The following is a 23,862-nucleotide window of genomic DNA, read 5'->3' on the forward strand; positions in this document are numbered from 1 at the left end:
TTGCAAGGGCCGTCGCGGCCCGTGGTCAGGGAGCGGGAGAGGGCGGTGTGGGCTCGCCCGGATTGGCGCCGGAGGTATCCTGAGCCTTGGCCAAGGTCCAGCCGATTTGCTGGATCGGCGCCTGCAAACGGCCCGAAAGCACGATTTGTTGCGTCGCGCGCGGGCGTAAACGGCCCTTTTCCAGATAGACCGAGGGGTCCAGCGTCAGATCGACCGGGCCATCGAAGCGGAAAACCCAGATTTCCCCGGATTTGAGCGCCATCGACACCGCCCAGCCGCCCATGTCGAGCGTCGCATCGACCTCGGGGTGGATGTGGAAACGAATCTGAAACGGAATGCCGCGCAGGGCATCGGCCTGAAACACCGTCTCGAAGCGAGCCTTGTCGGCACTGGTCATCGCGCCGAGCGTATCGGTGCCCTTCAGCGCATTGCCATCGGGCGAAAGCTCAAGCTCGCGGATATGGGTCAGCCCATGGGTGATCAGATAGCCGTCATGGCCGAACAGCGCATGCCGGGCCGGGTCGCTTTCCGGCCGCATCCAGGCTTCCGCGGGGGTTTCCTCGAGCCAGGTCCGCATCGCCGCCCCGGTGCGGCGGGCGGGACCAAGGCGCGAGGAGGAATAGCCCTCGATCGCCAGCGTCGAATGGCTGGGCGTGGCCCGGCCGACGCGGTGCCAGTCGGGTCCGAACATCGCGCCCGAGCCGCAGCTGACGATCAGCGGCCAGCGCCCGGAGGTCATCTCGAAGGCCAGCGTCGAGGCATGGGCATTGGCCGAGGCGGCGCCCTTGGGCGGCGGTGCCGCATCGACGATCAGGCTGGTGCGACCCGCATGCAGCCGCGCAAAGCCCATCGCCAGCCCCTGCCGCGCCACGGCCCGGGTGCCGGAGGCGTTCAGCGCCGTATCCAGCCGCCCCTCGCCGCCGCGGCCCCCGCCATGAAACCGTGCCAGCCCGCCATCGGAATGGCGCAGCGCCCGCAGCGTCGGGGCAATCCGCGCGATCGCGGCCAGATGCGCGGGCAAGGGCGTGCGCCCGGCCGCGGTCATCGCATCGGCGGCCCATAGAAGCAGCGTCAGGACTTCCAGCAATTCCTCGGGGTTGCGGGTGGGAATGCCGCCCGCCTCGTCGATCTCGTCGTTGCATTCCTCGGCCAGTGCCTCGGCGGCGGCGGCGGCATGGCCCTCCATCCCGGTCAGGGCAAGGCTCGCATAAATCAGCCCGGTCAGCGCCTCGACCCGCGGCAGGCCGGGGCTCGCCGAACGCCAGCGCCGCGCCAGAAACAGCGTCTGCTGGCCAAGGCTGCGGAAAAACGCCTGCGCCTCGGCCTTGTCGCGGCCGTTGAGCAGGAACAGCGCATGGTTGATCAGCCGGATCAGCCGCCGCCCGGTCAGATCCGGGGTCCAGCCCGGTCCCTTCGCCTTGCCGTAGCGCGCGATCCAGTCGAAGACCCAAGCCTGGGCCCGTTCGCGTGCGGGCCGGTCGCCCACCGCGGCCAGATCATCGAGCCAGGTGCAGCCCTGCAGCGCCTCTTCGAAGCTCGGGTCGGGAACGGCCAGATCCCAGATCGAGCGGTCGGGGCCTTCGATAAGGAAACCCGCAAAGAGAAAATTCCCCGCGATCATCTGCCGACCGCGGGCAAACGAGCCGATCGAGCGCGGCTCTGGCTGGCTGACGAACCCGGTGGCGGGACTGGCCTTGGTGGCGCGCAGCGCGGCCAGCCGGTCGAAGAGGCCCGTCAGCCGCCCACGCGATTCGCCTCGCGAGGATTTGCCCTTGCCCCCAGTCATCGCACCCGCCCTCGAATGTGAACCGTCATGCCTGTTGTTGTGTTCGGCGCAGTTTAAAGCTGCGCAGGGGCCCTGTCATGGCCCGAATTTACCCGTCAGCCGCCTTGTTGCAGAACGGCGACGAAGAAGCCATCAAGGCCACCGCGTTCGGACCAGAAATCCGGGCGCAGACGCAGGCAGCCGCTGTCGGTGAGCCAATCTGGATCAAGGCCGGGGGCCGTGATCGGGGTGATCTTCAGCCCCGGATGACGGGTGAGCGCGGCGGTGATCTGCGCCTCGCCCTCCTCGGGCAGAAGCGAGCAGGTGGCATAGACGAGCCGCCCGCCGGGTTTGAGCCAGCCGAGCGCGCGGTCAAGCAGCGCCGCCTGCAGCGCGACCAATTCCTTGATGCCGCTCGCGTCTTTCACGAAGGGCAGATCCGGGTGGCGGCGAATGGTGCCGGTGGCCGAGCAAGGCGCGTCGAGCAGGATCGCATCGAAGGGCGCCTCGGGCGCCCAGTCGAGCGCATCGGCCACGACGGTTTCGGCACGCATCCCGCAGCGGGTCAGGTTTTCTTCCAGCCGGTCAAGGCGCGGGGCCGAGATATCGAGCGCGGTGACCTTGGCCCCGGCTGCCAGCAGCTGCAGCGTCTTGCCACCGGGCGCGGCGCACAGGTCGAGCACGCGCTCGCCCGGCTGGGCATTCAGCGCCTTTGCGGGCAGGGCGGCGGCGGCATCCTGCACCCACCAATCCCCGGTGTCGTAGCCCGGAAGCTCGGTGATCTGCCCGGTCTGTGCCAGACGCAGCGAGCCGGTGGGCAGAAGTTCGGCCCCCAATTTCTCGGTCCATCCCGCGGCATCGGCTTTCACCGACAGATCGGTGCGGGCGCCCGCCAGATGCGCGGCCTCCATCCGCATCACCGCGACCTTGCCGTAAGCCGACATCAGCCGCCCGCGCAGCCAGCCGGGCAGGGCCGGGGCATCGAGCCGCGCCCAGCGCTCGGCATCCGTTGCGATCTTGCGCAGCACCGCGTTGATCAGCCCGGCGAAACCCTCGGTCTTTTGCCCGCCCGAGCGGGTCAGGGAAACGAGCGCATCAGTGACGCCATGGGGCGCCTCGCCCAGCGCGCAGATCTCGACCGTGCCAAGCCGCAGGAGCACATGCAGATCGGGCGGCGGCGCCTTGCGCAGATGCGGTTTCAGCATCGCATCGGCGCGCGAGAGGTTGCGCAGCGTGGCAAGGGCGAGCCTTTGCGCCCGGGCACGCTCGGGCGGTGCCAGCGCGGCCAGCTCGCCCGCCTGTTCGGCGAGCGTCAGCCGTTCCTGCAAGACGCCTGACAAAAGCGCCGCTGCCGCACGACGGGCCGGATCGATCGAAGCCATGGCGCTTTCCCTTGCTTGTTCCTCTGGATGGCGCGGCCTATAACAGGCCAGACCCGAAACGCAAAGCCGGAGGCATTGATGAGCGAGGACGCCCCGAAGGATCTGCCCCCCGCCGCGATCCGCGCGCTGGCCGAGGCCGAGGAACGGCGCAAGGCGGCCAAGGCCGCGGAGCTGCCGAAAGAATTCGGCGGTCGCGACGGTCCCGAGCCGGTGCGTTTTGGCGATTGGGAGAAAAAGGGCATCGCCATCGACTTCTGAGGCGCCCTTGACCGGCCGCGGCGGCGGGGGTTTCACACCCCCGCACCCCTGTGGGATATTTTCGGCAAGATAAAGAGGCGCCGCGGGAGGTCAGATCCCCAGCACGTCGATCATGTCGTATTGGCCGGGCTTCTGGCTTTGACCCCAAAGCGCGGCCTTGAGCGCGCCGCGGGCGAAGATCGCGCGGTCGGTGGCGATGTGGCGCAGCACGATGCGCTCGCCCGCTGCGGCGAAGATCACGTCATGCTCGCCGACGATATCGCCGCCGCGGATCGCCGAAAAGCCGATCGCACCATGCTTGCGGGCGCCGGTGATGCCGTGACGACCCGATTCGCTCATGCCGTCAAGATCGATGCCGCGGCCCTCGGCGGCGGCCTTGCCCAGCATCAGCGCCGTGCCCGAAGGCGCATCGACCTTGCGGTTGTGATGCGCCTCGACCACTTCGATGTCCCAATCGGCATCCAGCGCCTGCGCCACGGTCTTGGCGAGTTTCGTCAAGAGGTTTACGCCAAGGCTCATGTTGCCCGCGCGGATCTGCACCGAATGCCGCGCGGCGGGTTCCAGTGCCTCGATCTGCTCTTTCTCGAAGCCGGTGGTGCCGATCACATGCACGGCGCGGGCCTGCGCGGCCAGCCGGGCAAAGTCCAGCGTCGCCGCGGGGGCGGTAAAGTCGATCACCGCCTGCGCTTTCGCAAAGGCTTCGAGCGGATCATCGGTGACGATCACGCCATTTTTCGCCCCGCCCAGAGCCTCGCCCAGATCGCGGCCGATCCAGTCATGGCCCGCGCGTTCGACCGCACCGACGAGCTTGGCCTTGTCCGAGGCGCCGACCGTCGCGGCCAGCATCCGCCCCATGCGTCCCGAAATCCCCGTGATCACGATCCCCGGCAGGTCACTCATCTGTCTCTCCATGCGTTTCGCCCTTCCTAGCCCGCGGTTGCCCGCTTGGCAAAGCCCCGTTGCAGGCCCCGTTGCGGAATGGGCCCGAAAGCCCTATGTGCGGGGCATGGCAAAGAACCGTTTCTCCTCGGGCGATGGCCCCTCGCAACGTCAGCTTCGCGTCGGCGAACTGATCCGGCGCACCCTTTCCGACGTGCTGTTGCGCGGCGATGTGCATGACCCGGACCTGAACAAGATCTCGATCACCGTGGGCGAGGTGCGGACCTCGCCGGATCTGAAGGTGGCGACGGTTTATGTGGCGCCTTTAGGGGGCACGCTGGGCGGCGAAACCGCCGAGGCGATGCTGGCCGCGCTGCGCCGTCATTCGGGCGAGCTGCGCCATCACGTGGCCAAGGCGATGACGCTGAAATATGCACCCGACCTGCGCTTCCGCATGGACGAGACCTTCGACCGGCTTGATGAAACCCGGCGGCTGTTTTCCGATGAAACCGTGCAGCGCGATATTGCCGCGAAGGACGAAGACGAAGGCGATGAGGACTAAGCCGCTCTGGGCCCGGCTGTTTGCCGCCCTTGCGCTGATCGTGCCGCGGGTGGCGATGGCCGCCGACCCCTGCCACACCGTCACTTTCGAGGACATGCCCTTCACCGTCTGCGAGGCGAAAGCCGGGCAGGATGTGCGGCTGTGGCTGAAGAATGATCAGGGTCAGTTGCTGGGCAATGCCGAGCGGGTCAAGGCCACGCTCGCCCCGGGTGAACGGCTGGTTTTCGCGATGAATGCCGGGATGTATGCGCCCGACCGCGATCCGGCCGGGCTTTACATCGAGAACGGCACCGAGCGGAAGCCGATCGTCACCCGCGAAGGGCCGGGCAATTTCGGCATGCTGCCGAACGGGGTCTTTTGCCTCACGGACAAGTTTGCGGTGATCGAAAGCCGCGCCTTTGCCGCCGCCCCGCCCGCCTGCCGCTTTGCCACGCAATCGGGGCCGATGCTGGTGATCGGGGGCGCGCTGCATCCGCGGTTTCTGCCCGACAGCACCTCGACCTATATCCGCAACGGCGTGGGTGTTTCGGCTGACGGGCTGACAGCCTGGTTCGTGATTGCCGACAGGCCGGTGACCTTTCACCGCTTCGCCCGATTCTTCCGCGACACCCTTGGCGCGCCGAATGCGCTTTATTTCGACGGCTCGATCTCGCGGCTGTTCGTGCCGTCACAGGGCCGCGCCGATTTCGGCCTGCCGCTTGGTCCGATGGTCGGACTTGTCACCCGCGATTGACCGACACGCCCCAAGGCGCTAGCACGCGAGCCTGTCATCAGGGAGTCGGTCATGGGTCGGAAGAAGGGGCGTGAGATTTCGGGCTGGGTTGTCGTCGACAAACCAGCGGGGGTGACCTCGACTGCGGTTGTGGGCAAGGTGCGCTGGGCCTTTGACGCGAAAAAGGCGGGCCACGCGGGCACGCTCGATCCGGCCGCGACCGGCGTTCTGGCCGTGGCGCTGGGCGAGGCGACGAAGACCGTGCCCTTCATCACCGATGCGCTGAAATGCTACCGGTTTCAGGTGCGCTTCGGCGCCGCCACCGCGACCGACGATGCCGAAGGTGCGATTGTCGCGCGCTCGGACAAGCGCCCGAGCGATGCCGAGATCGAAGCGGCGCTGACCGCCTTCCGGGGCGACATCCTGCAGGTGCCGCCGCAATATTCCGCGGTGAAGGTCGAGGGCGAGCGCGCCTATGATCTGGCCCGCGAAGGCGTGGGCATGGATCTGGCGGCGCGGCCCTTGTGGGTCGAAAGCCTCGAGATGATGTCCCGCCCCGATGCCGATACGGTCGAGCTTGAAATGGTCTGCGGCAAGGGCGGCTATGTCCGCGCCATCGCCCGCGATCTGGGGCAGGCCTTGGGCTGCCTTGGCCATGTGCTCTGGCTGCGCCGGGTCTGGTCCGGCCCCTTCGAAGCCGACAAGGGCCTGAGCCTTGACGAGATCGACCGCATGGCGCGCTCGGGCGAGATCGACGCGCATCTGCTGCCGCTCGAACTCGGTCTGGACGATCTTCCCGAGGTCAAGGCCACCGTCGAAGGCGCGGTGCGGCTGAGTCACGGCAATCCGGGCCATGTCATCTGTTCGGGTATCGATTTCGGCACCGAAGTCTGGGTCAGTCACAACGGTCTGGCCATCGCCGTCGGGCGTTACATGGGGGGCGAAGTTCACCCCGACCGCGTCTTCAACCGGGTCGAGGCATGATCACCCGAACCCACGTCAAGGGCGATGCCCCCTCGGTGGCGGTCTATTCCGACTGCGAGGCCTATCGCTATCTGCTGACGCGGGTCTGGGACGACCGCCTGCCGCGCGCCTTGTTCGTGATGCTCAACCCCTCGACCGCGACCGAGGTGCAGAACGATCCGACGGTGGAGCGCTGCGAACGCCGGGCGCGGGCCTTGGGCTTTGGCGCCTTTCGGGTGACGAACATCTTTGCCTATCGTGCCACCGACCCGCGCGCGATGCGGGCCGTGGCCGATCCGGTCGGGCCGGAGAACGACGCGGCGATCCGCGAGAGTCTGGGCTGGGCAGGCGGCCCCGCGGATCGCATCGTTTGCGCCTGGGGCACGCATGGGGCACATCTGGACCGCGGCGCGGCGGTTGCGCGGCTGCTGCGCGACTCGGGGCGCGATCTGCACCACCTTGGCCTGACGGCCGCGGGGGCGCCGAAACATCCGCTCTACATCGGTTATGCGCAACCGCTGCAGCTCTGGGCCTGAGGCGTCGGGTCTCCTTCGCGATGCGTTAACTACACCTTAAGAAACCGACAGCACGGCCTTGGTCGTGCCATGTTTTGGTTTTGTTCGACAGGCCCGTTTCGGCTATGCTCTGCGGGTGAAGCTGGGGTGTGCCATGTTGTTCTTGTCGGGGTTTCTGGGTCTTTTGATGGCGGGTCTTGCTGCCGGGGTTTCCCCTGCGGGGGGCGGGGAGGACGCAGAAACGGATGCCTCTGACGGCGGGTCCGGGGGCGTCTCTCAGGCGCAGGACGGGACTGAGGTGCAGGACGATGCCGCCCCGTCGGAAGAAGTCACCGAAGACACTGTAGACGACGGCACCGAAACCACCCTGCCGGGCGTAGAGCCCACGGACCCCGAGCCCTCGCCCGAGGCGACGGATGGAAACGATATCCTCTGGGGCGATCTTTTCGGCGATGTGCTCGATGGTCAGGCCGGAGACGATCAGATCAACGGCTATGCGGGGGATGACACCGTTTCGGGCGATGCGGGCGACGACAGTCTGGAAGGCGCCGCGGGGGATGACAGTCTGGACGGCGGCACCGGCGACGACAGCCTGACCGGCGATTATGGCACCGATACGCTGATCGGGGATGCGGGCGACGATACGCTTGTGGCCGGGTTCGGCGATGACAGCCTGGGCGGTGGGGCAGGCGCGGATTCGCTCTTGGGCGGGGTCGGGGACGACAATGTTTCGGGCGATGCCGGCGATGACAGTCTGGAAGGCAACGATGGCGACGACACCCTTGATGGCGGATCGGGCGCAGACGATCTGGGCGGCGGACGCGGGGACGATCTGCTGATCGGGGTTGTTTCGGATGACCAAAGCGGCAACACTGACACCGACGGGGTGGATTTCCTCAACGGTGGTGTGGGGGCTGATACATTTATCATGGGGACAGGTGATTGGGCCTCGGGTGGGGAGGATGGCGATCTGTTTGCCTTGGGCGAGTGGATCGATCCTGACAGCCCCGCCACGATCACCGATTACGACGCGAGCGCTGATCAGATCGTCGTCGTCTATGACCCCGACAGCGGTGCGACGCCCGAGGTGACGCTGGAACCGTCCGAGACCGAGGGCAATGTCTGGATCACGCTGAATGGCACGCGTCTGGCCGAGGTGGTCGATGCCGCCGACCTGCGCCCCGAGGATATCCTGCTGATCACCCCCGAGGAGTTCGGCGCCGCCTGATCCGGGCTTTTCCCTTTCCTTCTGGCGGTTTTTCCGCTAAGTGCCGCCATCCGCCGGATTCGGCGGAGCCTCCACGGGCCCTGCTGGACGACATCCCGGCTTGCGCCATCACCCTTTGAACAGGAGACCCCGATGTCGATCACCGTCGAAGAAAAGAACCGTCTGATCAAGGAATTCGCGACCAAGGAAGGCGACACCGGTTCGCCCGAAGTTCAGGTTGCGATCCTCAGCTCGCGCATCGCGACGCTGACTGAGCACTTCAAAGCCCACAAGAAAGACAACCACTCGCGTCGGGGTCTTTTGATGATGGTGGCCCAGCGCCGCAAGCTGCTCGACTATCTGAAGAAGAAAGAAGTGGCTCGCTACCAGTCGCTCATCGAGCGTCTCGGCCTGCGCCGCTGATCCTTCCGAGGTTCGGAAAACGAAACGCCTGTCGCGCAAGCGGCAGGCGTTTTGCTTTGGGGTGGCGTCTCGGCTGCGCCGCGCAAGCCCTTGGCAGAGCAAGCCGAACCCGGATCGCGGGGGCGAGTCAGGGGCGGGGTTTCGCGACTTTCGCGCCGCAAGGATCTGTTGCCCGGGGCGGCTTGGGTAAAAGATTATTTCGGGGGGTCATTTTTGGTCGATCCGAGCGGATAACTTGCAACAATCTTGTCATGCCAAATTTGCAAACCTGCTGCAGCGTCAGAGATAACCATATGAAATCGCGTGTATATTTACTTATGACGCAACGTCAGATCGGTTGATTTATAGGGCGGTTTCCGGTCAACTAATCTTACCGGAAGATCCAATCCGCCAGCCCCTCAGCGCCGAAAGTGCCGCGTCTGGCGATCCGGGTGCGATCCTCCCTCATCCGACCGTCAGGCCGCCAATCGGGCTTTGTGCCCGCGGGAAAGGACCGCTCCATGAATGCCATCACCGAAACTCCGATCCCTGCGGTCGCCGCCGATCCGTGGCACGGTTTCTCGGCCGGGGCCTGGCGCGACAGCATCGACCTGCGCGGCTTCATTCAGGAAAACTACACGCCCTTCACCGGCGATGCGGGCTTTCTGGTCGGGCCGACGGCGCGGACGAAGAAGCTGTGGGCCGATGTCGCGGCGCTGTTGAAGCTTGAACGCGAAAAGGGCGTGCTGGATGTCTCGGCCGACCGGCCTTCGACGATCACCGCGCATGACGCAGGCTACATCGACCGCGAGGCCGAGCTGATCGTGGGCCTGCAGACCGATGCGCCGCTCAAGCGGGCGATCATGCCGAACGGCGGGCTGCGCATGGTCGAGACGGGGCTGAAGGCTTACGGCTTCACCCCGGATGCGACGGTGGCCGAGATCTGGACGAAATACCGCAAGAGCCACAATCAGGGCATTTTCGACACCTATTCCCCCGACATTCTGGCGGCGCGGAAATCGGGCGTGATCACCGGCCTGCCCGATGCCTATGGCCGCGGCCGGATCATCGGCGATTACCGGCGCGTGGCGCTGTATGGCATCGACCGGCTGAAGGCGGCGAAACTGGCCGAGTTCCATGCGCTGGATGACGCTGTTTTCGACGAAGACACGTTGCGGCTGCGCGAGGAGCTTTCGGAACAATTCCGCGCGCTGGAGGAACTGCGCGAGATGGCGCGGAAATATGGCATCGACCTGTCGGGTCCCGCTTCGACCGCGCGCGAGGCGGTGCAGGCGACCTACCTTGGCTATCTCGCGGCGGTGAAGGAGCAGAACGGCGCGGCGATGTCGCTCGGCCGGGTCTCGACCTTCCTGGATGTCTATTTCGAACGCGATCTGGCGGCGGGGCTTCTGACCGAAGAAGCGGCGCAAGAACTCATCGACGATCTGGTGATCAAGCTGCGCATCATCCGCTTCCTGCGCACGCCCGATTATGACGAGCTGTTTTCGGGCGATCCCACCTGGGTCACCGAAGCCATCGGCGGCATGAGCGAAGACGGCCGGACGCTGGTGTCGAAAACCTCGTTCCGGGTGCTGCAGACGCTTTACAACCTTGGCCCGGCGCCCGAGCCGAACCTGACCGTGCTTTGGTCGGTCAGTCTGCCGCGCGGCTTCAAGGCGTTCTGTGCCAAGGTGTCGAAGGATACCTCGGCCATTCAATACGAAAACGACGATCTGATGCGGCCGAAATGGGGCGACGATTACGGCATCGCCTGCTGCGTGTCGGCGATGCGGATCGGCAAGCAGATGCAGTTCTTCGGGGCGCGGGCGAACCTCGCCAAGGCGCTGCTTTATGCGATCAACGGCGGCGTCGATGAAAAGTCGGGGGCGCTGGTGGCGAAGGGGCTGACGCCGATCACCGGGGATGTGCTCGACTATGACGAGGTCAGGGCCAAGTTCGATCTGGCGATGGACTGGCTGGCGCGGACCTATGTCAAGGCGCTGAACGCGATCCACTACATGCACGACAAATACGCCTATGAGCGGATCGAGATGGCGCTGCATGACCGCGATATCCTGCGCACGATGGCGACCGGGATTGCGGGGCTCTCGATCGTCGCCGACAGTCTTTCGGCGATCAAGCACGCCAAGGTGCGGGTGATCCGCAACGACGCGGGCCTTGCCGTCGATTACGCGATCGAGGGCGACTATCCGGCCTTTGGCAACAACGATGACCGCGTGGACGAGATCGCCGTCGCCGTGACCGAGGCCTTCATGGCCAAGATCGCCGCGCAGCCGCATTTTTATCGCAACGCGATGCCGACGCAGTCGATCCTGACGATCACCTCGAACGTCGTTTACGGCAAGAAGACCGGCAACACCCCCGATGGCCGCCGCGCGGGTGAACCTTTCGCGCCCGGCGCCAACCCGATGAACGGGCGCGACAAGAAAGGGTTTGTCGCCGCCGGGGCCTCGGTCGCGAAGCTGCCCTATGAAGCCGCGCTGGATGGTGTGTCCTGGACCGCCTCGGCCACGCCCGGCTCGATGGGCCATACCGAGGCCGAGCAGGTGACGAACCTTGCCAATTGCCTTGACGGTTTCTGCGGGGCAGGGGGCTTTCACGTCAACGTCAACATGCTGACGCGCGAGATGCTCGAAGATGCGATGGACCACCCCGAGGCCTATCCGCAACTGACCGTCCGCGTCTCGGGCTATGCGGTGAACTTCGTCAAGCTGACGCGGGCGCAGCAGCTTGACGTGATCAGCCGCACCTTCCACGCGAACATGTGAGGCGCGATGACGTTCCTGACGCCGCATCCCGGGTTCGACACCTTTTGCGATCCGCACGAGGCCGCCTGTCACGGCTTCCTGCATTCGCTCGAATCCGGGGCCGCGGTCGACGGGCCGGGGATGCGCTTCGTGTTCTTCCTGTCGGGCTGTCAGTTCCGCTGCCTGTACTGCCACAACCCCGACACCTGGAAGCTGCACGCCGGGCGTCGGGTGGCGGTCGAGGATCTGCTGGCCGAGGTCGCGCCGCTGGCCAGCTTCCTCAAATTCGCGGGCGGGGTGACCTTTTCGGGCGGCGAGCCGATGATGCAGGCGGCCTTTGTCAACGCGACCGCCCGGGCGCTGAAGGCGCGTTTCGGGATGCATATCGCGCTCGATACGCAGGGCCATCTGCATGACCGCGTGACCGACGATTGGTTTGATCCGATTGACCTCGTGATGCTCGACATCAAGCATATCGATCCGGCGCGTCATCTGGCGCTGACGGCGCAGCCGCTGCAGCCGACGCTCGATTGCGCCGATCGGATGGTGCGGCTGGGCAAGAAAATGCGGATCCGCTACGTTCTGGTGCCCGGCTGGACCGACGCCCCGGACGAGATCGCCCGCATGGCCGATCACGTTGCGGGGCTGGGCCGGGCGGTCGAGCTGGTCGAGGTGCTGCCCTTCCATCAGCTCGGCGCCTCGAAATGGGCGATGCTCGGCCATCCCTATGCTCTGGCCGAAACCCCGACGCCCTCGCCGGAAGCGGCCGAGGCCGCGCGGGCGGTGTTTCGCGCCCGGGGCCTTGTCGCCTGTTAAGACCTTACTCGTTCGCGTCGCGCAGGATGCGGCCGTGCTTGCGCACCTCGGTCAGCACTGCGCCGAAGGTGGTCAGCCCGCGCGCCTTCAGCGCCGGCAGCAGCCGCAGGAAGGCATCGGCCGTGGCGATCGTGTCGCCGATGGCGGTATGGCGGGCCTCTTCGGGGATGGTGATGCCCAGCCGATGCGTCAACGCGTCAAGGCTGTGACTTTCGGACGGGCCGAAGATCACCGCCGACAGCAGCACCGTATCCAGCACCGGATTGTCGAAATTCTTGCCGATCAGCAGTTCCTTGCGGCGCAGGAATTCCAGATCGAAAGGCGCGTTATGGGCGACCAGAACCGCCCCTTCGGCGAATTTGTGAAACCGCCGCCCGACCTCGGCGATCGGGGGCGCCCCCTCCACCATCGCATCGGTGATGCCGTGAATCACGGTCGAAGCTTCGGGGATATGCCGCCCGGGGTTCACCAGCGTGTCGAACACCTCGGTGGCGACGCGCCGCCCGTTGACGATCCGCACCGCCGCGATCTGCACGATCTCGTCGCCCTCCGTCGGCAAAAGCCCCGTCGTCTCGGTGTCGAAGACGACAAAGGTCAGCTTGTCGAGCGGCGTTTCGGCAAAGGCGCTTTCCTTGCCGCGCCCCAGCAGGTCGAAATCATAGACCACCTTGCGCGGCACCGGACGCGGCCCGTTGCCGATCCGCCGCGCCTCGCGCAGCGGCAGGCAAAGCCGGTGCCGCCCCTCGTGCAGCCGCTCGGGCCAAAGGTCGGTCGCATGGACCGAGAGCACGCGCCGCCCGCTCACATCCGGGATGCCGACATCGAGCGGCTCGGTCAGCCAGCCGTCGAGTTCGGCAATCGCCACCGCCTCGCCGCGCCATTCCAGCGCCAGAAGCGCCCCCGCACCTTCTTCAAGCACCTCGAGCCGCTTTTCGACCCGGCCCGCGCCCAGACGGCGCACCAGATGCGCGATCAGCGCCACCATCTCGAAACCCTCGATCCGCAGCATCAGCGGCGCGGTCACCGGCAGCAGATCGCCATTCCCCTCGGCCGCGACGCGGGCCTGCACGGCGGCGCCGAAATCCGAGGCGCGGATCATCGCGAGCGGCCACCAATCGGCTCGCATTGCCTCGTGGCGTTCGAAAAGCGTGTGGATCGCATGGGAAAGACTGCCCGCCTCGGCCCGGGCGGCGCCGCGCAGCTGCGCCCGCGCCTGCGGTTCGGTCGGACCGTCATCGGCGATCAGCACCCCGGTCAGCGATTGCAGCGCGGCAGCCGGGCGACGGATGCGGTCGAAAAGCTCGTCCATCAGCGCCTCGCGCCCGGCATGGGCGCGCATGTCGGCCGACACATCGCGCAGCGTCAGCACATAGCCCGCATTGCGCACCACATGGTGATCCTCGCCCTCGGAAATCAGCCGCATTCGCGCGGCCAAGGTGCGGCCATCGGCGACGGTGGCGCAGAGAAGATCCGAGGCGGCATCGGGATCGGCCGTCGCCAGAAGCCGCGCATAGGCATGCTGGATCGGCGCCGGGTTGAGAAAATCGAAAACCCGCCGATCCAGCCCCGGCGCATGGGTGCCGCCCAGAAGATCGACCGCCTGACCGTTGTAAAAGACCAGCGCATGGTCGGCGGTGCACAGAAGCACCCCCACCGGCACGTCCGAGAGCAGCGTTTCCAGCCGTTCCTTTTCGCGCGCAAGCCGCGTGGTCTCGCGCTGCACCGATTCCGTCAGCGCCGAGCGGGTCTCGTTCAGGTTCTGCGCAATCGCGGCCGCGGCGGGAGCCAGATCGCCCAGATAGCGGCCGGGCAGCTGATCCAGCGCGCTTTCGACCGAGGTCTGCGTGCGGGCGCGGATCGATCCCGCCAGCCGCTCGATCGGTTTCGCCAGATTGGCATCGAACAGAAACCAGACCGCTGCGATCAGGCCAAGGATCGCCAGACCTGCTACCGAACCTCCGACGACGAAGCCATCCAGCGCTTCGGGGCGGCCCAGCTTGTGAAACCCGAAGATCAGACCCGCGACAAGGGCGGCCAGATTGCCAAAGGCCAGCGCGGCGAAGAACAGGAAGATCCGGAGCCGAAGGCTGAGCCGGGTCAGGTCCATCACGCCCCCTCCGCATCGAGCAGCCGGTGCAACTCGTCGCGCAACTCCTTCAGCTCGAACGGCTTGGCGATGAAGCCATCGGCGCCCAGTGCCAGCGCCTTGCGCCGCTCGAGCGCCGAGCCGCGGGCGGTCATCATCACGATCCGCACGTCAGAGAGCGCGCCGTCGGCCCGGACCTCCTGACAGATCTCGTATCCCGAGACTTCGGGCAGCATCACGTCAAGCAACACCAGATCCGGGTGGTCGGCGCGGATACGATCGACTGCGCCCAGACCCGTGTCCATGCGCGCGTGATCCAGCCCCTCGCGGCCCAGAAGATAATCGAGCGCGATGGCGATATTGTCCTCGTCCTCGACGATCAGCACCCGCCTTCTGCGGCCGCTTTGCCCGTTCATTCCGTCCTCCCGCGCAGGCCGCGCTTCATCTCAGGTCACCACGGCCTTGCTGTGCCCCACCGCCGATTGCATCGTGCGGACCACCACGAAGGCGTCGCGCAGATGCGAGCGTTCAAAGTCGCTCATGTCGGAAGGCGCAAGGAAATTGTCGGGCGCTCGCCCGAGCTTGATCAGCGTCACCTGATTTTCAAGCCGGGTGGAGGCGATCAGGTCATAGGCCTCGATCAGGTCGCGCGCATCATTGGCCGAGATCACGCCCTCCTCTTCCGCCGCCTTCAGCCGGGCGCGGGTATTGGCCAGGCCAAGCCGACCCTTCAGCGCATAGACCCGGGCCAGATCGATCACCGGCACCACCCCGTTCATCTTCAGATCGATGTGGTTGCGGTGCTCGCCCGAGCGGATCGTGGCAAAGCCGCGCAGAAGCCCCAAGGGCGGCGTGTGCTTGAGCGAGTTCGCCAGCATGTTCGAAATGAAGATCGGGCTGTGCGAGGCCAGCCGCAGGGTTTCTTCCTGAAGCGCGGCGAACAGATCGGCGCCATTGCCGCCGATCGGGCGCAGATCGAACATCACCGAGGCCAGCATCTGCGCCTCGGGGTTCGGCGTGTCGATCCAGTCGTGGAAATAGCCGCGCCAGACCTTGAGCGGCTGGCACCAGCGCTCGGCCGTGGCCATCATGTCGCCCGGGCAATAGACATAGCCGCAGGCGTTCAGCCCGTCGCAGACGATCTTTGCCAGCGCGCGGAAATAGTCCATGTCCTCGGCCGTGACGCGGTCATCGACGATGAGGCAATTGTCCTGATCCGAGACGCCGGTCTGCTCCTGCCGCCCTTGGCTACCGCAAGCCAGCCACAGATAGGGCACGGGCGGGGGCCCGAGTTCGCGCTCGGCCATCACCAGCAGGCGCCGGGTGACGGCATCGGCGATATCGGTGATCAGCCGGGTCACGACATCATGGGCGTGATGAGCGCCGACGAGTTGCAGCAGCAGCTGCGGGATGCGGGCGGTGACGGCGGTCATCTCGTCCAGCGTCTCGGCCGAGACAACGTCGCGGATCAAGACGGCCGAGGAGACGGCCTGAAACCGCGTCAGGTCGGTCTGCGTGATCATGCCGACGAAGCGGCCCGCTTCGGTGATGGGCAGATGGCCGATGCGCTTTTCCAGCATGATATGCAGGATGTCCGAGCCAAGCGCCGTCGGCGGCAGGCTGATCGGATCTGGCGTCATCACCGCGGCCACCGGCGTCTGCGGCGGCTGGCCATCGGCGAGAATCTTGTTCGACAGATCGCGTTGCGTGACGATGCCCAGAAGCTTCTCGTCGCTCTCGACCACACCGAGCGACGAGACATGGGCATCGCGCATCATCCGCGCGGCCTCAATCGCGGGGGTGCCCGGCGCGCAGGACAGCGGCTTTCGGGCAATCAGGTCGGCCACCTTCTGCGTCGCGATATCGGTCGAGACCTTCTCGCCGCGCTTTCGGTTGAAGAAGCGCTCGAAGGCCGGATAGGTCTCGATCAGCCGCTTGAAGGTCGGGGTGGGCAGCACAAGGCAGACCGTCTGCGCCGTCGCCCGGGCCTGCGTCGCCGCCAGACCGTCGCGCAGAAGCCCGCGTTCGCCAAACGAGTTGCGCGGACCCAGAAGCGAGACCAGCCCGCCATTGCCATCGGTGATTTCCACCGCGCCCTGCTTGATCAGGTAAAGCCCGCCAAGGGGGGTCTGATAGACGTAGATCAGCGCCTCGGGGCGGAACTCCATGCGGCGAAAGGAACTGGCCACATCGGCCAGCTCGTCACGCGGCAGGGAATCGTAGGGATGCACAGTTTCCAGAAAGGCGATGATGGCCTGACGATCGGTGTCCATGATGTCTCCTGCGATCAGGGGGAGGCCCGCCCGCCGAATTCGAAACCGGTTTGGCGGAGGGGCCGAGGGAGAACGGGCGGGGTTTGACCCCCGCCCGCCTTGATCAGTGCGCCGAAGCTTCCGCAGCGCCGATGCCGGTTTCCGAACGGACTTCCTGCGCCAGGTAGCCAGCGCGGTCGGTATCGCCACGGCGGCTCTTGTCGGTGATCGAGAAGAACCAGATGCCGACGAAGGCCAGAACCATCGAGAAGAGCGCCGGCGAGGTGTAGGGGAACGGAGCCGAGCCCTTTTCAAAGCCGAGCGTCGCTTCCCAGACCGAGGGCGAGATGATGGTCAGACCGACCGAGACGATCAGACCGATCGCGCCGCCGATGACCGCACCGCGGGTCGTCATGCCCTTCCACAGAAGCGACATGAACAGCACCGGGAAGTTCGCCGAAGCGGCGATGGCGAAGGCCAGCGACACCATGAAGGCGATGTTCTGCTTCTCGAAGGCCAGACCCAGAACCACCGCGACGAGGCCGAGGCAGATCGTGGTGATGCGCGAGACCCGCAGTTCCGCAGCGCTGTCGGCCTTGCCGTTCTTGACCACGGTCGCATAGAGGTCATGCGACACCGCCGAAGCACCCGAGAGCGTCAGACCGGCAACCACGGCGAGGATCGTGGCGAAAGCCACCGCCGAGATGAAGCCGAGGAAGACGTTGCCGCCGACGGCTTGCGCCAGATGGATCGCGGCCATGTTGTTGCCGCCGACCAGCGCCAGAGCGCCTTTGGCATCATGGGTGATCAGGTTCGGGTTGGTCAGCACGTAGACGATCGCGCCGAAGCCGATGATGAAGGTCAGCATGTAGAAGTAGCCGATCCAGACGGTCGCCCACATCACCGATTTGCGCGCTTCCTTGGCCGAGGGAACGGTGAAGAAACGCATCAGGATATGCGGCAGACCGGCGGTGCCGAACATCAGCGCCATGCCGAACGAGATCGCCGAGATCGGGTCTTTCACGAAGGTGCCCGGGCCCATGATCGCAAGCCCGGCCTTGGCGGCTTCCTCGGGCGTCTTGCCGTCGGCGGTCGCAAGGTTGGTCTTCACCGAAACGGATTCGGCGAACAGGCTTTCAAGGCTGAAGCCGTAATGTGCCATCACCATCAGCGCCATGAAGGTCGCGCCGCCAAGCAGCAGACAGGCCTTGATGATCTGCACCCAGGTCGTCGCGGTCATGCCGCCGAACAGAACGTAGACCATCATCAGGATGCCCACGATGATCACGGCATAGAAGTAGTCGAGACCGAAGAGCAGCTCGATGAGCTGGCCCGCGCCGACCATCTGCGCGATCAGGTAGAAGGCCACGACGACAAGCGTCGACATCGCGGCGAAGACCCGCACCGGGGTTTGCGCGAAGCGGAAGGCCGCCACGTCGGCGAAGGTGAACTTGCCGAGGTTGCGCAGGCGCTCGGCCATCAGGAAGGTCAGGATCGGCCAGCCGACAAGGAAGCCGATCGAGTAGATCAGCCCGTCGAAGCCCTGCATCATCACGGCCGCGGAAATCCCGAGGAACGAGGCCGCCGACATGTAGTCGCCCGCGATCGCCAGACCGTTCTGGAAGCCGGTGATGCCGCCGCCGGCGGTGTAGAAGTCGGCCGCCGATTTCGTCTTCGCCGCCGCCCATTTCGTGATGAAGAGCGTCATCACGACGAAGAAGCCGAACATGCCGATGGCGGTCCAGTTCGTCGCCTGTTTCTCGACCGTGCCTTCGAGCGTGCCCACGGCCATCGCGAAGCCGGGGACCATGGCAAAGCCGGTTGCCGCCGCAAGGCGGGTCAGCGTGGTGATCCGGTTCATTTCAGGACCTCGCGCTTCACTTGGGCCGTCAGGTCGTCATATTCGCGGTTGGCGCGGGTCACGTAGATCGCGGTCACGATGATGGTGAAAAGGATCACGCCGAAGCCGACCGGAATCCCCCAGGTCATCACGCCCTCGCCCATCGGAATGGCGAGCAGGTCCTTGCGGAAGGCGATGACGGTAATGAAGCCGTAATAGACAAGCAGCATCGCGATGGTCAGCGTCCAGCCAAAGCGCAGGCGCTTGCCGCGCAGCGCCTTGTAGGACGGGCTGTTCGCGATGCGTTCAAGCATCGAGTCTTGCATGGTGATCTTCCTCCTCGTTGTATCGTCGCTGACCCGGCTTTGCGCTCTGGGTCAGTGTTTGCTCCCTGTCGGCGGTGATGGGCGGAACATCTCCCCGTCCGCCCGCCGCCCTTCACTGTCTGGATGCCGCCCGACCACGCATGGCCGCAGACTGCCCCCGTCAGGCCGAGACGTCCTCTACGATCGACCCGAGTGCGCTTGCGACGGTATCGATGCTGTCCATCGCATCGACCGAGCGCAGGACGCCCATGCCCCGGTAATGGGCGATGAGCGGTGCCGTCTGCGCGTGATAGGCGTCAAGCCTTGCCCGCGCGGTCTCGGCGGTATCGTCGGCGCGGCGTTTGAAAGCCACCCCGCCGCATTTGTCACAGCAGCCCGCGACGGCGGGTTGCTTGAAGCTGTCATGGTAGCCCTCGCCGCAGGCGGCGCAGGTGAAGCGACCGGCGACGCGGGCGATCATTGCCTCGTCGTCAACGTCAAGGCTGACGGCCGCGGTGACCTTCTGCCCCGAGGCGGCCAGCAGCGCATCCAGCGCCGCCGCCTGCCCTGCGGTGCGGGGAAACCCGTCAAGGATCACCCCGGCGGTCACATCCGGCTCGGCCATGCGGTCTTGCAGGATCGCCAGCACGATCTCGTCACTGACGAGCCCGCCCGCTTCCATCACGGTCTTCGCCGCAAGGCCCGCAGGCGTGCCCGCCGCAACCGCCGCGCGCAGAAGATCGCCGGTCGAAAGCTGGATCAGGCCGAAGCGCTCTTCCAGCATCCGGGCCTGCGTGCCCTTGCCGGCCCCGGGGGGGCCAAGCAGGATCAGCACGGCGGGGGTGGTCACGGTGTCCATGCTCACGCCCGGTTCATTCTGTTGTCGATGAGTTCCTGCACGACGCCCGGATCGGCGAGGGTCGAGATATCGCCCAGCGCGCCGTAGTCGTTCTCGGCGATCTTGCGCAGGATGCGGCGCATGATCTTGCCCGAGCGCGTCTTCGGCAGACCCGGCGCCCATTGAATGAGATCGGGCGACGCAATCGGGCCGATCTCGGTGCGCACCCACTTGACCAGATCCTTGCGCAGATCCTCCGACGGCTCGATCCCGTTCATCAGCGTCACATAGGCGTAGATGCCCTGACCCTTGATGTCGTGCGGATAGCCCACCACCGCGGCCTCGGCCACTTGCGGATGCGCCACGAGCGCGCTTTCGACCTCGGCCGTCCCCATCCGGTGACCCGAGACGTTGATCACGTCATCGACCCGGCCGGTGATCCAGTAATAGCCGTCCTTGTCGCGACGGCAGCCGTCGCCGGTGAAGTAATAGCCGCGATACTGGCCGAAATAGGTCTCCTGGAAGCGGTCGTGATCGCCCCAGACCGTGCGCATCTGCCCGGGCCAAGAGTCCGAGATGCAGAGCACCCCTTCGCATTCCACTTCGCCGATCCGCACCGCGGTCTGCGGGTCCAGAACCACCGGCTTCACCCCGAAGAACGGGTTCGTCGCCGAGCCCGGTTTCGTGGCCGTCGCGCCCGGCAGCGGCGTGATCATGTGCCCGCCGGTCTCGGTTTGCCAGAACGTGTCGACGATCGGACATTTCCCTTTTCCAACATATTTGTCGTACCAGACCCAGGCCTCGGGGTTGATCGGCTCGCCCACAGACCCCAGCACCCGCAGCGAGGAAAGGTCATATTTCTCAACCCATTCCGTGCCCTGCCCCATCAGCGCGCGGATCGCCGTCGGCGCGGTGTAGAACTGATTGACCTTGTGCTTTTCGCACACGGCCCAGAACCGGCCCGCATCCGGCCAGGTCGGCACCCCCTCGAACATCAGCGTCGTCGCACCATTCGCGAGCGGCCCATAGATGATGTAGCTGTGCCCGGTCACCCAACCCACGTCGGCGGTGCACCAGAACACGTCACCGTCCTTGTAATCAAACGTGTATTGATGCGTCATCGCGGCATAGACGAGGTAGCCGCCCGTCGTATGCACGACGCCCTTCGGCTTGCCGGTCGAGCCCGAGGTGTAAAGGATGAAGAGCGGATCTTCCGCATTCATCGGCCGCGGCGGGCATTCGGGGCTGACATGCTCCATGAGATAGAGCAGGTCAACATCGCGGCCATGCACCCAGCTGATCTGATCGCCAGTGTGCTTGACGACAAGGCAGCGCACCTTGTCCGAGCAGTGCAAGAGCGCGGCATCGGTGTTCGCCTTCAGCGGCGTGCGACGGCCGCCACGCGGCGCGGTATCGGCGGTGATGACGAGCTTCGCGCCGCAATCGTTGATCCGGTTGGCCAGCGCGTCGGGCGAGAAGCCCGCGAAAACGATCGAATGGATGGCGCCGATCCGGGCGCAGGCGAGCATCGCGTAAGCGGCTTCCGGGATCATCGGCAGATAGATCACGACGCGGTCGCCGCGCATGATGCCCTGGCTGAGCAGGACGTTCGCCATCCGGTTCACCTTTTCGGACAGCTCCTTGTAGGTGATGTGCTTGGCCGGTTCCTTCGGATCATCGGGCTCGAAGATGATGGCGGTCTGCAGCGCGCGGTCGCGCAGATGGCGGTCGATGCAGTTCACCGAGGCGTTCAGAACGCCATCCTCGAACCATTTGATCGAGACCTTGCCGAAGGTGAAATCGGTGTTCTTGACCTTGGTATAGGGGGTGATCCAATCGAGCCGTTTGCCTTCCCGGCCCCAGAACGCATCCGGGTTCTCGATCGATTCCCGATACATCTCGAGGTATTTCGCACCGTTCGCATGCGCCGTCTCAAATCCCGCGGGAACCTCCCGAAGGTCCGGCGCTGCGACTGCCTGGCTTTGCATCCCCATTCCATCCTCCCTGTGACGCGGCAAGCGCCGCCTGCGCCAGGGGCAAGCCCCGGCATCACTCCTCGAAGGTATTGTAAACAGAATGTGTGCTGAGCTGTAAACCCTTTAAATAAAAGGACAAAGCTGTAAATAAGTTATCAGGGTGCGAGCTTAAATTGTAAATTAATTATCTGATCACGGGAAGTTCATAGAATTTCAACAACTTCCCCGCGAGAGCGCGTAGCGGTCAGGTCTTTCCGGCTTGGCCCTCGCTGCGCGCGTACTGCCCGCTTCGTGGTCATGCCTTGCGCACGCGCCCCGCAAACCCCCGCTTCAGGGTTGCCGATCGGACAAAACCGGAGGAAGCTGGGCGGCGAAAGCGTAAGAGGTACATATTATCCATGTTAGAAGGGCATGCTTGGCTGATACCGATTCTCGACGATCTGATCGAGCATTGTGACCGACATTCCATGAACTCCACGGCGGTCGGGTTGCGTCAGGCGCGGATGGCGCTGGTTTCGGAAGTCGGCGCACTGGAACGGCTTGTCGGCGATGATCCGCAGGAACGCTGGCTGGGCGAGGTGATCGACGAGCTCGCCCGCTATTGTCATCATCAGGGCCTCGACGAGGTCGAGACGAAGCTTCTGCAAGCGCAGGAGGCTTGGCACGAGGAATGTCACCCGCCGCAACGGGGCAATGTGCTGACCTTTCCTGCGGGGTTCGGCCATCGCGAGGATGAAGCTGGCTGACCCGGCACGGGCCGTCCGCGACCTTGGGGGGCTCGGCCGTCTGAGGCCAGTTGTCTTTTCGTGCGACCTGGGGCCCGGATCTGGGGCGGCGCTTCGTTTGGGGTATGCGCTGGTTTGGCCGGTGCAAGCCGCTCTTGCAGTGGGCTGTTGATCCCCTGCGACATTTTTGCGGGCCGCCACGGTTTGCCCGCCATTTCGTCGATTCTCTGCGCCAAAGGCATCGGATTTCCGTAAAATCCTAATGATCAAAGATGCTTATCAATTTTTGAAAAAGGAATTCGGCATTAAGGTCTGGCATCCCCACCGGACAGCGCCCGCCTCGCGCCCAGAGAGCCAGATGAACGCAGTGATATCGCAGACCCTCGCCCGCGAGGGGGAAGTCGATTTCGGCTTCCAAGAACTCTTCTTTTCCCGCACCGATTCGCGCGGGGTGATCCTGTCCGGAAACGAGGTGTTCCGCCGTGTCTCCGGTTATGGTTGGACAGATCTTCTGGGGGCCCCCCACAAGATCATCCGCCACCCCGACACGCCGCGCGGCGTGTTCCGCATCCTGTGGGATGCGCTCGGCAAAGGCCATCCGATGGGCGGCTACGTCAAGAACCGCGCCCGCAACGGCGATTACTACTGGGTCTTCGCCGTGCTGGTGCCCGCGCCAGAGGGATTTCTGTCGGTGCGGATGCGGCCCTCCACTCCGCTCTTTGCCAGTATCCGCGAGGTCTATGCCGAGCTCGCGCAGCGCGAGCGGACAGAGCGTCTGGATCCCGAGGAGGGGGCGCAGGCGCTGTGCGACTTCGCCGCGAGTCAGGGATTTTCAAGCTATACCAGCTTCATGGCCTCGGCGATGGGGCAGGAACTGGTTGCCCGCGATGCCAAGCTGGGCCGTTTGACCGATGCCCGCACCGCGCAACTTGTCGCGCTCAATACCTCGCTCGAAGAGGTCACACGCGAGCAGCGCAACCTGTTGCGCAGTTTCGAGGCGCTGCAGTCCGTGCCCAACAACATGCGCATCATCGCCTCGCGGCTGGAGCCCTCGGGCGGGCCGGTGTCGGCGATTTCGGAAAACTACCGCAGCTCGTCGCAGGTGATCTCGGAACGTCTGCGCAGCTTTGTGGCGGGGCGGGACAATCTTTGTGACCGGGTTTCGCGGCAGGCGTCGAAGGCGCTGTTTCTGATCGGGGCGCATCGGGTTCTGTCGGAAATGCGCCTGAACTTCGCCGATGCGCAGCCGGTGCCGGGGATCGATTGGGCACATGAGCGGCAGATTCTGGTTGCGATCGAGGCTCAGGCGCAGCGGGATACCGGAACGGCGATGGAGCAGGCGATTGCCCATGCCGAGGTGCTGGGCCGCGCCAGTGCCGAGATCCGACGGCAGATGTTGGGGCTTGATACGATCCGGGTTCTGGGCCGGGTGGAGACCGGGCGGATGCGCGGCACCAACAGCCATCTGTCGGCGACGATCGACCAGCTTGATGTTTCGCATTCCGACATCCGGCTGCGGCTCGAAACGATCATGCGGCTGTCCGAGGGGATCGGCACGACGATGCGGATGTTTCAGCGCAGCCAACGCCTGTTCTGACAGCGCCGGGGCCG

21 protein-coding genes are annotated in these 23,862 nt (G+C 65.4%); 11 read left to right on the top strand and 10 right to left on the bottom strand.

What is annotated here, in order from left to right; translation table 11 throughout:
• Positions 1–25 precede the first annotated feature (25 nt).
• Together ACTTAI_RS02020 and ACTTAI_RS02025 are read right to left on the bottom strand one after the other, a co-directional pair.
• Positions 26–1,786 carry a heparinase II/III family protein gene (locus ACTTAI_RS02020; RefSeq protein WP_444453900.1) on the bottom strand — a complete coding sequence of 587 codons (1,761 nt, stop codon included), beginning with the start codon at positions 1,784–1,786 and terminating at the stop codon, positions 26–28.
• 95 nt (positions 1,787–1,881) lie between these two features.
• Entirely contained in the window at positions 1,882–3,147 is a 1,266-nt protein-coding gene (locus ACTTAI_RS02025) for an RsmB/NOP family class I SAM-dependent RNA methyltransferase (RefSeq protein WP_444453902.1), read from the bottom strand.
• Positions 3,148–3,225: 78 nt separating this feature from the next.
• On the opposite strand from ACTTAI_RS02025, the gene ACTTAI_RS02030 reads away from it, so the two are divergent.
• Entirely contained in the window at positions 3,226–3,405 is a 180-nt protein-coding gene (locus ACTTAI_RS02030) for a DUF1674 domain-containing protein (protein WP_055209120.1), read from the top strand.
• A gap of 90 nt (positions 3,406–3,495) precedes the next feature.
• Here ACTTAI_RS02030 and dapB read toward each other — a convergent pair whose 3' ends face one another.
• Entirely contained in the window at positions 3,496–4,305 is an 810-nt protein-coding gene (gene dapB, locus ACTTAI_RS02035; RefSeq protein ID WP_444453905.1) for a 4-hydroxy-tetrahydrodipicolinate reductase, read from the bottom strand.
• Between the two features lie 106 nt (positions 4,306–4,411).
• On the opposite strand from dapB, the gene rbfA reads away from it, so the two are divergent.
• From rbfA to pflA, 8 genes are all read left to right on the top strand, one after another.
• Entirely contained in the window at positions 4,412–4,846 is a 435-nt protein-coding gene (gene rbfA, locus ACTTAI_RS02040; protein ID WP_110804324.1) for a 30S ribosome-binding factor RbfA, read from the top strand.
• The gene (locus ACTTAI_RS02045; RefSeq protein ID WP_444453907.1) at positions 4,836–5,579 is read left to right on the top strand and encodes a phosphodiester glycosidase family protein; all 744 of its coding nucleotides are present in this window, start codon (positions 4,836–4,838) and stop codon (positions 5,577–5,579) included. The genes rbfA and ACTTAI_RS02045 overlap by 11 nt, the downstream gene beginning before the upstream one ends.
• 51 nt (positions 5,580–5,630) lie before the next feature.
• The gene (gene truB / locus ACTTAI_RS02050) at positions 5,631–6,542 is read left to right on the top strand and encodes a tRNA pseudouridine(55) synthase TruB (protein WP_444453909.1); all 912 of its coding nucleotides are present in this window, start codon (positions 5,631–5,633) and stop codon (positions 6,540–6,542) included.
• Complete coding sequence (locus ACTTAI_RS02055; protein ID WP_444453911.1) at positions 6,539–7,057, top strand: DUF1643 domain-containing protein; 519 nt, start codon at positions 6,539–6,541, stop codon at positions 7,055–7,057. The genes truB and ACTTAI_RS02055 overlap by 4 nt, the downstream gene beginning before the upstream one ends.
• A 133-nt stretch (positions 7,058–7,190) precedes the next feature.
• On the top strand, positions 7,191–8,264 hold the full coding sequence (locus tag ACTTAI_RS02060; protein WP_444453913.1) for a calcium-binding protein: 1,074 nt from the start codon (positions 7,191–7,193) through the stop codon (positions 8,262–8,264).
• Between the two features lie 132 nt (positions 8,265–8,396).
• Positions 8,397–8,666, top strand: a complete 270-nt coding sequence (gene rpsO / locus ACTTAI_RS02065; RefSeq protein WP_110804319.1) for a 30S ribosomal protein S15 — start codon at positions 8,397–8,399, stop codon at positions 8,664–8,666.
• 500 nt (positions 8,667–9,166) lie between these two features.
• A complete protein-coding gene (pflB, locus tag ACTTAI_RS02070) occupies positions 9,167–11,434 on the top strand; it encodes a formate C-acetyltransferase (RefSeq protein WP_444453916.1) in 2,268 nt (755 codons plus the stop codon).
• 6 nt (positions 11,435–11,440) lie between these two features.
• Positions 11,441–12,229: a pyruvate formate-lyase-activating protein gene (pflA, locus tag ACTTAI_RS02075; RefSeq protein WP_444453917.1), complete on the top strand. Its 789-nt coding sequence runs from the start codon at positions 11,441–11,443 to the stop codon at positions 12,227–12,229.
• Positions 12,230–12,233: 4 nt separating this feature from the next.
• On the opposite strand, the gene ACTTAI_RS02080 is transcribed toward pflA, so the two are convergent.
• The 7 genes from ACTTAI_RS02080 to acs all read right to left on the bottom strand — a co-directional run bounded on the left by ACTTAI_RS02080 (position 12,234) and on the right by acs (position 21,544).
• Entirely contained in the window at positions 12,234–14,336 is a 2,103-nt protein-coding gene (locus ACTTAI_RS02080; protein WP_444455686.1) for an exonuclease domain-containing protein, read from the bottom strand.
• A complete protein-coding gene (locus ACTTAI_RS02085; RefSeq protein ID WP_444453919.1) occupies positions 14,336–14,731 on the bottom strand; it encodes a response regulator transcription factor in 396 nt (131 codons plus the stop codon). The genes ACTTAI_RS02080 and ACTTAI_RS02085 overlap by 1 nt, the downstream gene beginning before the upstream one ends.
• Positions 14,732–14,761: 30 nt before the next feature.
• A complete protein-coding gene (locus ACTTAI_RS02090; protein WP_444453921.1) occupies positions 14,762–16,588 on the bottom strand; it encodes a DUF294 nucleotidyltransferase-like domain-containing protein in 1,827 nt (608 codons plus the stop codon).
• A gap of 103 nt (positions 16,589–16,691) precedes the next feature.
• A complete protein-coding gene (locus tag ACTTAI_RS02095; RefSeq protein WP_444453923.1) occupies positions 16,692–18,428 on the bottom strand; it encodes a cation acetate symporter in 1,737 nt (578 codons plus the stop codon).
• Positions 18,425–18,733 carry a DUF485 domain-containing protein gene (locus ACTTAI_RS02100; RefSeq protein ID WP_110804312.1) on the bottom strand — a complete coding sequence of 103 codons (309 nt, stop codon included), beginning with the start codon at positions 18,731–18,733 and terminating at the stop codon, positions 18,425–18,427. The genes ACTTAI_RS02095 and ACTTAI_RS02100 overlap by 4 nt, the downstream gene beginning before the upstream one ends.
• Before the next feature lie 160 nt (positions 18,734–18,893).
• Positions 18,894–19,571, bottom strand: coding sequence for an adenylate kinase (locus ACTTAI_RS02105; RefSeq protein WP_444453925.1), 678 nt, complete (start codon positions 19,569–19,571; stop codon positions 18,894–18,896).
• Positions 19,572–19,573: 2 nt separating this feature from the next.
• On the bottom strand, positions 19,574–21,544 hold the full coding sequence (acs, locus tag ACTTAI_RS02110) for an acetate--CoA ligase (protein ID WP_444453926.1): 1,971 nt from the start codon (positions 21,542–21,544) through the stop codon (positions 19,574–19,576).
• A 449-nt stretch (positions 21,545–21,993) separates the two neighbouring features.
• Here acs and ACTTAI_RS02115 point away from each other — a divergent pair, with 449 nt between their 5' ends.
• Positions 21,994–22,272 carry a hypothetical protein gene (locus tag ACTTAI_RS02115; RefSeq protein WP_444453928.1) on the top strand — a complete coding sequence of 93 codons (279 nt, stop codon included), beginning with the start codon at positions 21,994–21,996 and terminating at the stop codon, positions 22,270–22,272.
• A gap of 337 nt (positions 22,273–22,609) precedes the next feature.
• Entirely contained in the window at positions 22,610–23,848 is a 1,239-nt protein-coding gene (locus ACTTAI_RS02120; RefSeq protein ID WP_444453930.1) for a PAS domain-containing protein, read from the top strand.
• Positions 23,849–23,862 lie beyond the last annotated feature (14 nt).

This window comes from Rhodobacter capsulatus (assembly GCF_052363175.1).
Classification (GTDB): Bacteria; Pseudomonadota; Alphaproteobacteria; order Rhodobacterales; family Rhodobacteraceae; genus Rhodobacter; species Rhodobacter capsulatus_D.

Coding starts and splice junctions, on each gene's coding strand:
- ACTTAI_RS02090 (WP_444453921.1), bottom strand. CDS start 16,588: ATGGACACCGATCGTCAGGCCATCATCGCCTTTCTGGAAACTGTGCAT.
- ACTTAI_RS02080 (WP_444455686.1), bottom strand. CDS start 14,336: ATGGACCTGACCCGGCTCAGCCTTCGGCTCCGGATCTTCCTGTTCTTC.
- ACTTAI_RS02025 (WP_444453902.1), bottom strand. CDS start 3,147: ATGGCTTCGATCGATCCGGCCCGTCGTGCGGCAGCGGCGCTTTTGTCA.
- ACTTAI_RS02100 (WP_110804312.1), bottom strand. CDS start 18,733: ATGCAAGACTCGATGCTTGAACGCATCGCGAACAGCCCGTCCTACAAG.
- ACTTAI_RS02060 (WP_444453913.1), top strand. CDS start 7,191: ATGTTGTTCTTGTCGGGGTTTCTGGGTCTTTTGATGGCGGGTCTTGCT.
- ACTTAI_RS02095 (WP_444453923.1), bottom strand. CDS start 18,428: ATGAACCGGATCACCACGCTGACCCGCCTTGCGGCGGCAACCGGCTTT.
- acs (WP_444453926.1), bottom strand. CDS start 21,544: ATGGGGATGCAAAGCCAGGCAGTCGCAGCGCCGGACCTTCGGGAGGTT.
- ACTTAI_RS02030 (WP_055209120.1), top strand. CDS start 3,226: ATGAGCGAGGACGCCCCGAAGGATCTGCCCCCCGCCGCGATCCGCGCG.
- ACTTAI_RS02055 (WP_444453911.1), top strand. CDS start 6,539: ATGATCACCCGAACCCACGTCAAGGGCGATGCCCCCTCGGTGGCGGTC.
- ACTTAI_RS02085 (WP_444453919.1), bottom strand. CDS start 14,731: ATGAACGGGCAAAGCGGCCGCAGAAGGCGGGTGCTGATCGTCGAGGAC.
- truB (WP_444453909.1), top strand. CDS start 5,631: ATGGGTCGGAAGAAGGGGCGTGAGATTTCGGGCTGGGTTGTCGTCGAC.
- rpsO (WP_110804319.1), top strand. CDS start 8,397: ATGTCGATCACCGTCGAAGAAAAGAACCGTCTGATCAAGGAATTCGCG.
- ACTTAI_RS02020 (WP_444453900.1), bottom strand. CDS start 1,786: ATGACTGGGGGCAAGGGCAAATCCTCGCGAGGCGAATCGCGTGGGCGG.
- pflB (WP_444453916.1), top strand. CDS start 9,167: ATGAATGCCATCACCGAAACTCCGATCCCTGCGGTCGCCGCCGATCCG.
- rbfA (WP_110804324.1), top strand. CDS start 4,412: ATGGCAAAGAACCGTTTCTCCTCGGGCGATGGCCCCTCGCAACGTCAG.
- ACTTAI_RS02105 (WP_444453925.1), bottom strand. CDS start 19,571: ATGGACACCGTGACCACCCCCGCCGTGCTGATCCTGCTTGGCCCCCCC.
- pflA (WP_444453917.1), top strand. CDS start 11,441: ATGACGTTCCTGACGCCGCATCCCGGGTTCGACACCTTTTGCGATCCG.
- dapB (WP_444453905.1), bottom strand. CDS start 4,305: ATGAGTGACCTGCCGGGGATCGTGATCACGGGGATTTCGGGACGCATG.
- ACTTAI_RS02120 (WP_444453930.1), top strand. CDS start 22,610: ATGAACGCAGTGATATCGCAGACCCTCGCCCGCGAGGGGGAAGTCGAT.
- ACTTAI_RS02115 (WP_444453928.1), top strand. CDS start 21,994: ATGAACTCCACGGCGGTCGGGTTGCGTCAGGCGCGGATGGCGCTGGTT.
- ACTTAI_RS02045 (WP_444453907.1), top strand. CDS start 4,836: ATGAGGACTAAGCCGCTCTGGGCCCGGCTGTTTGCCGCCCTTGCGCTG.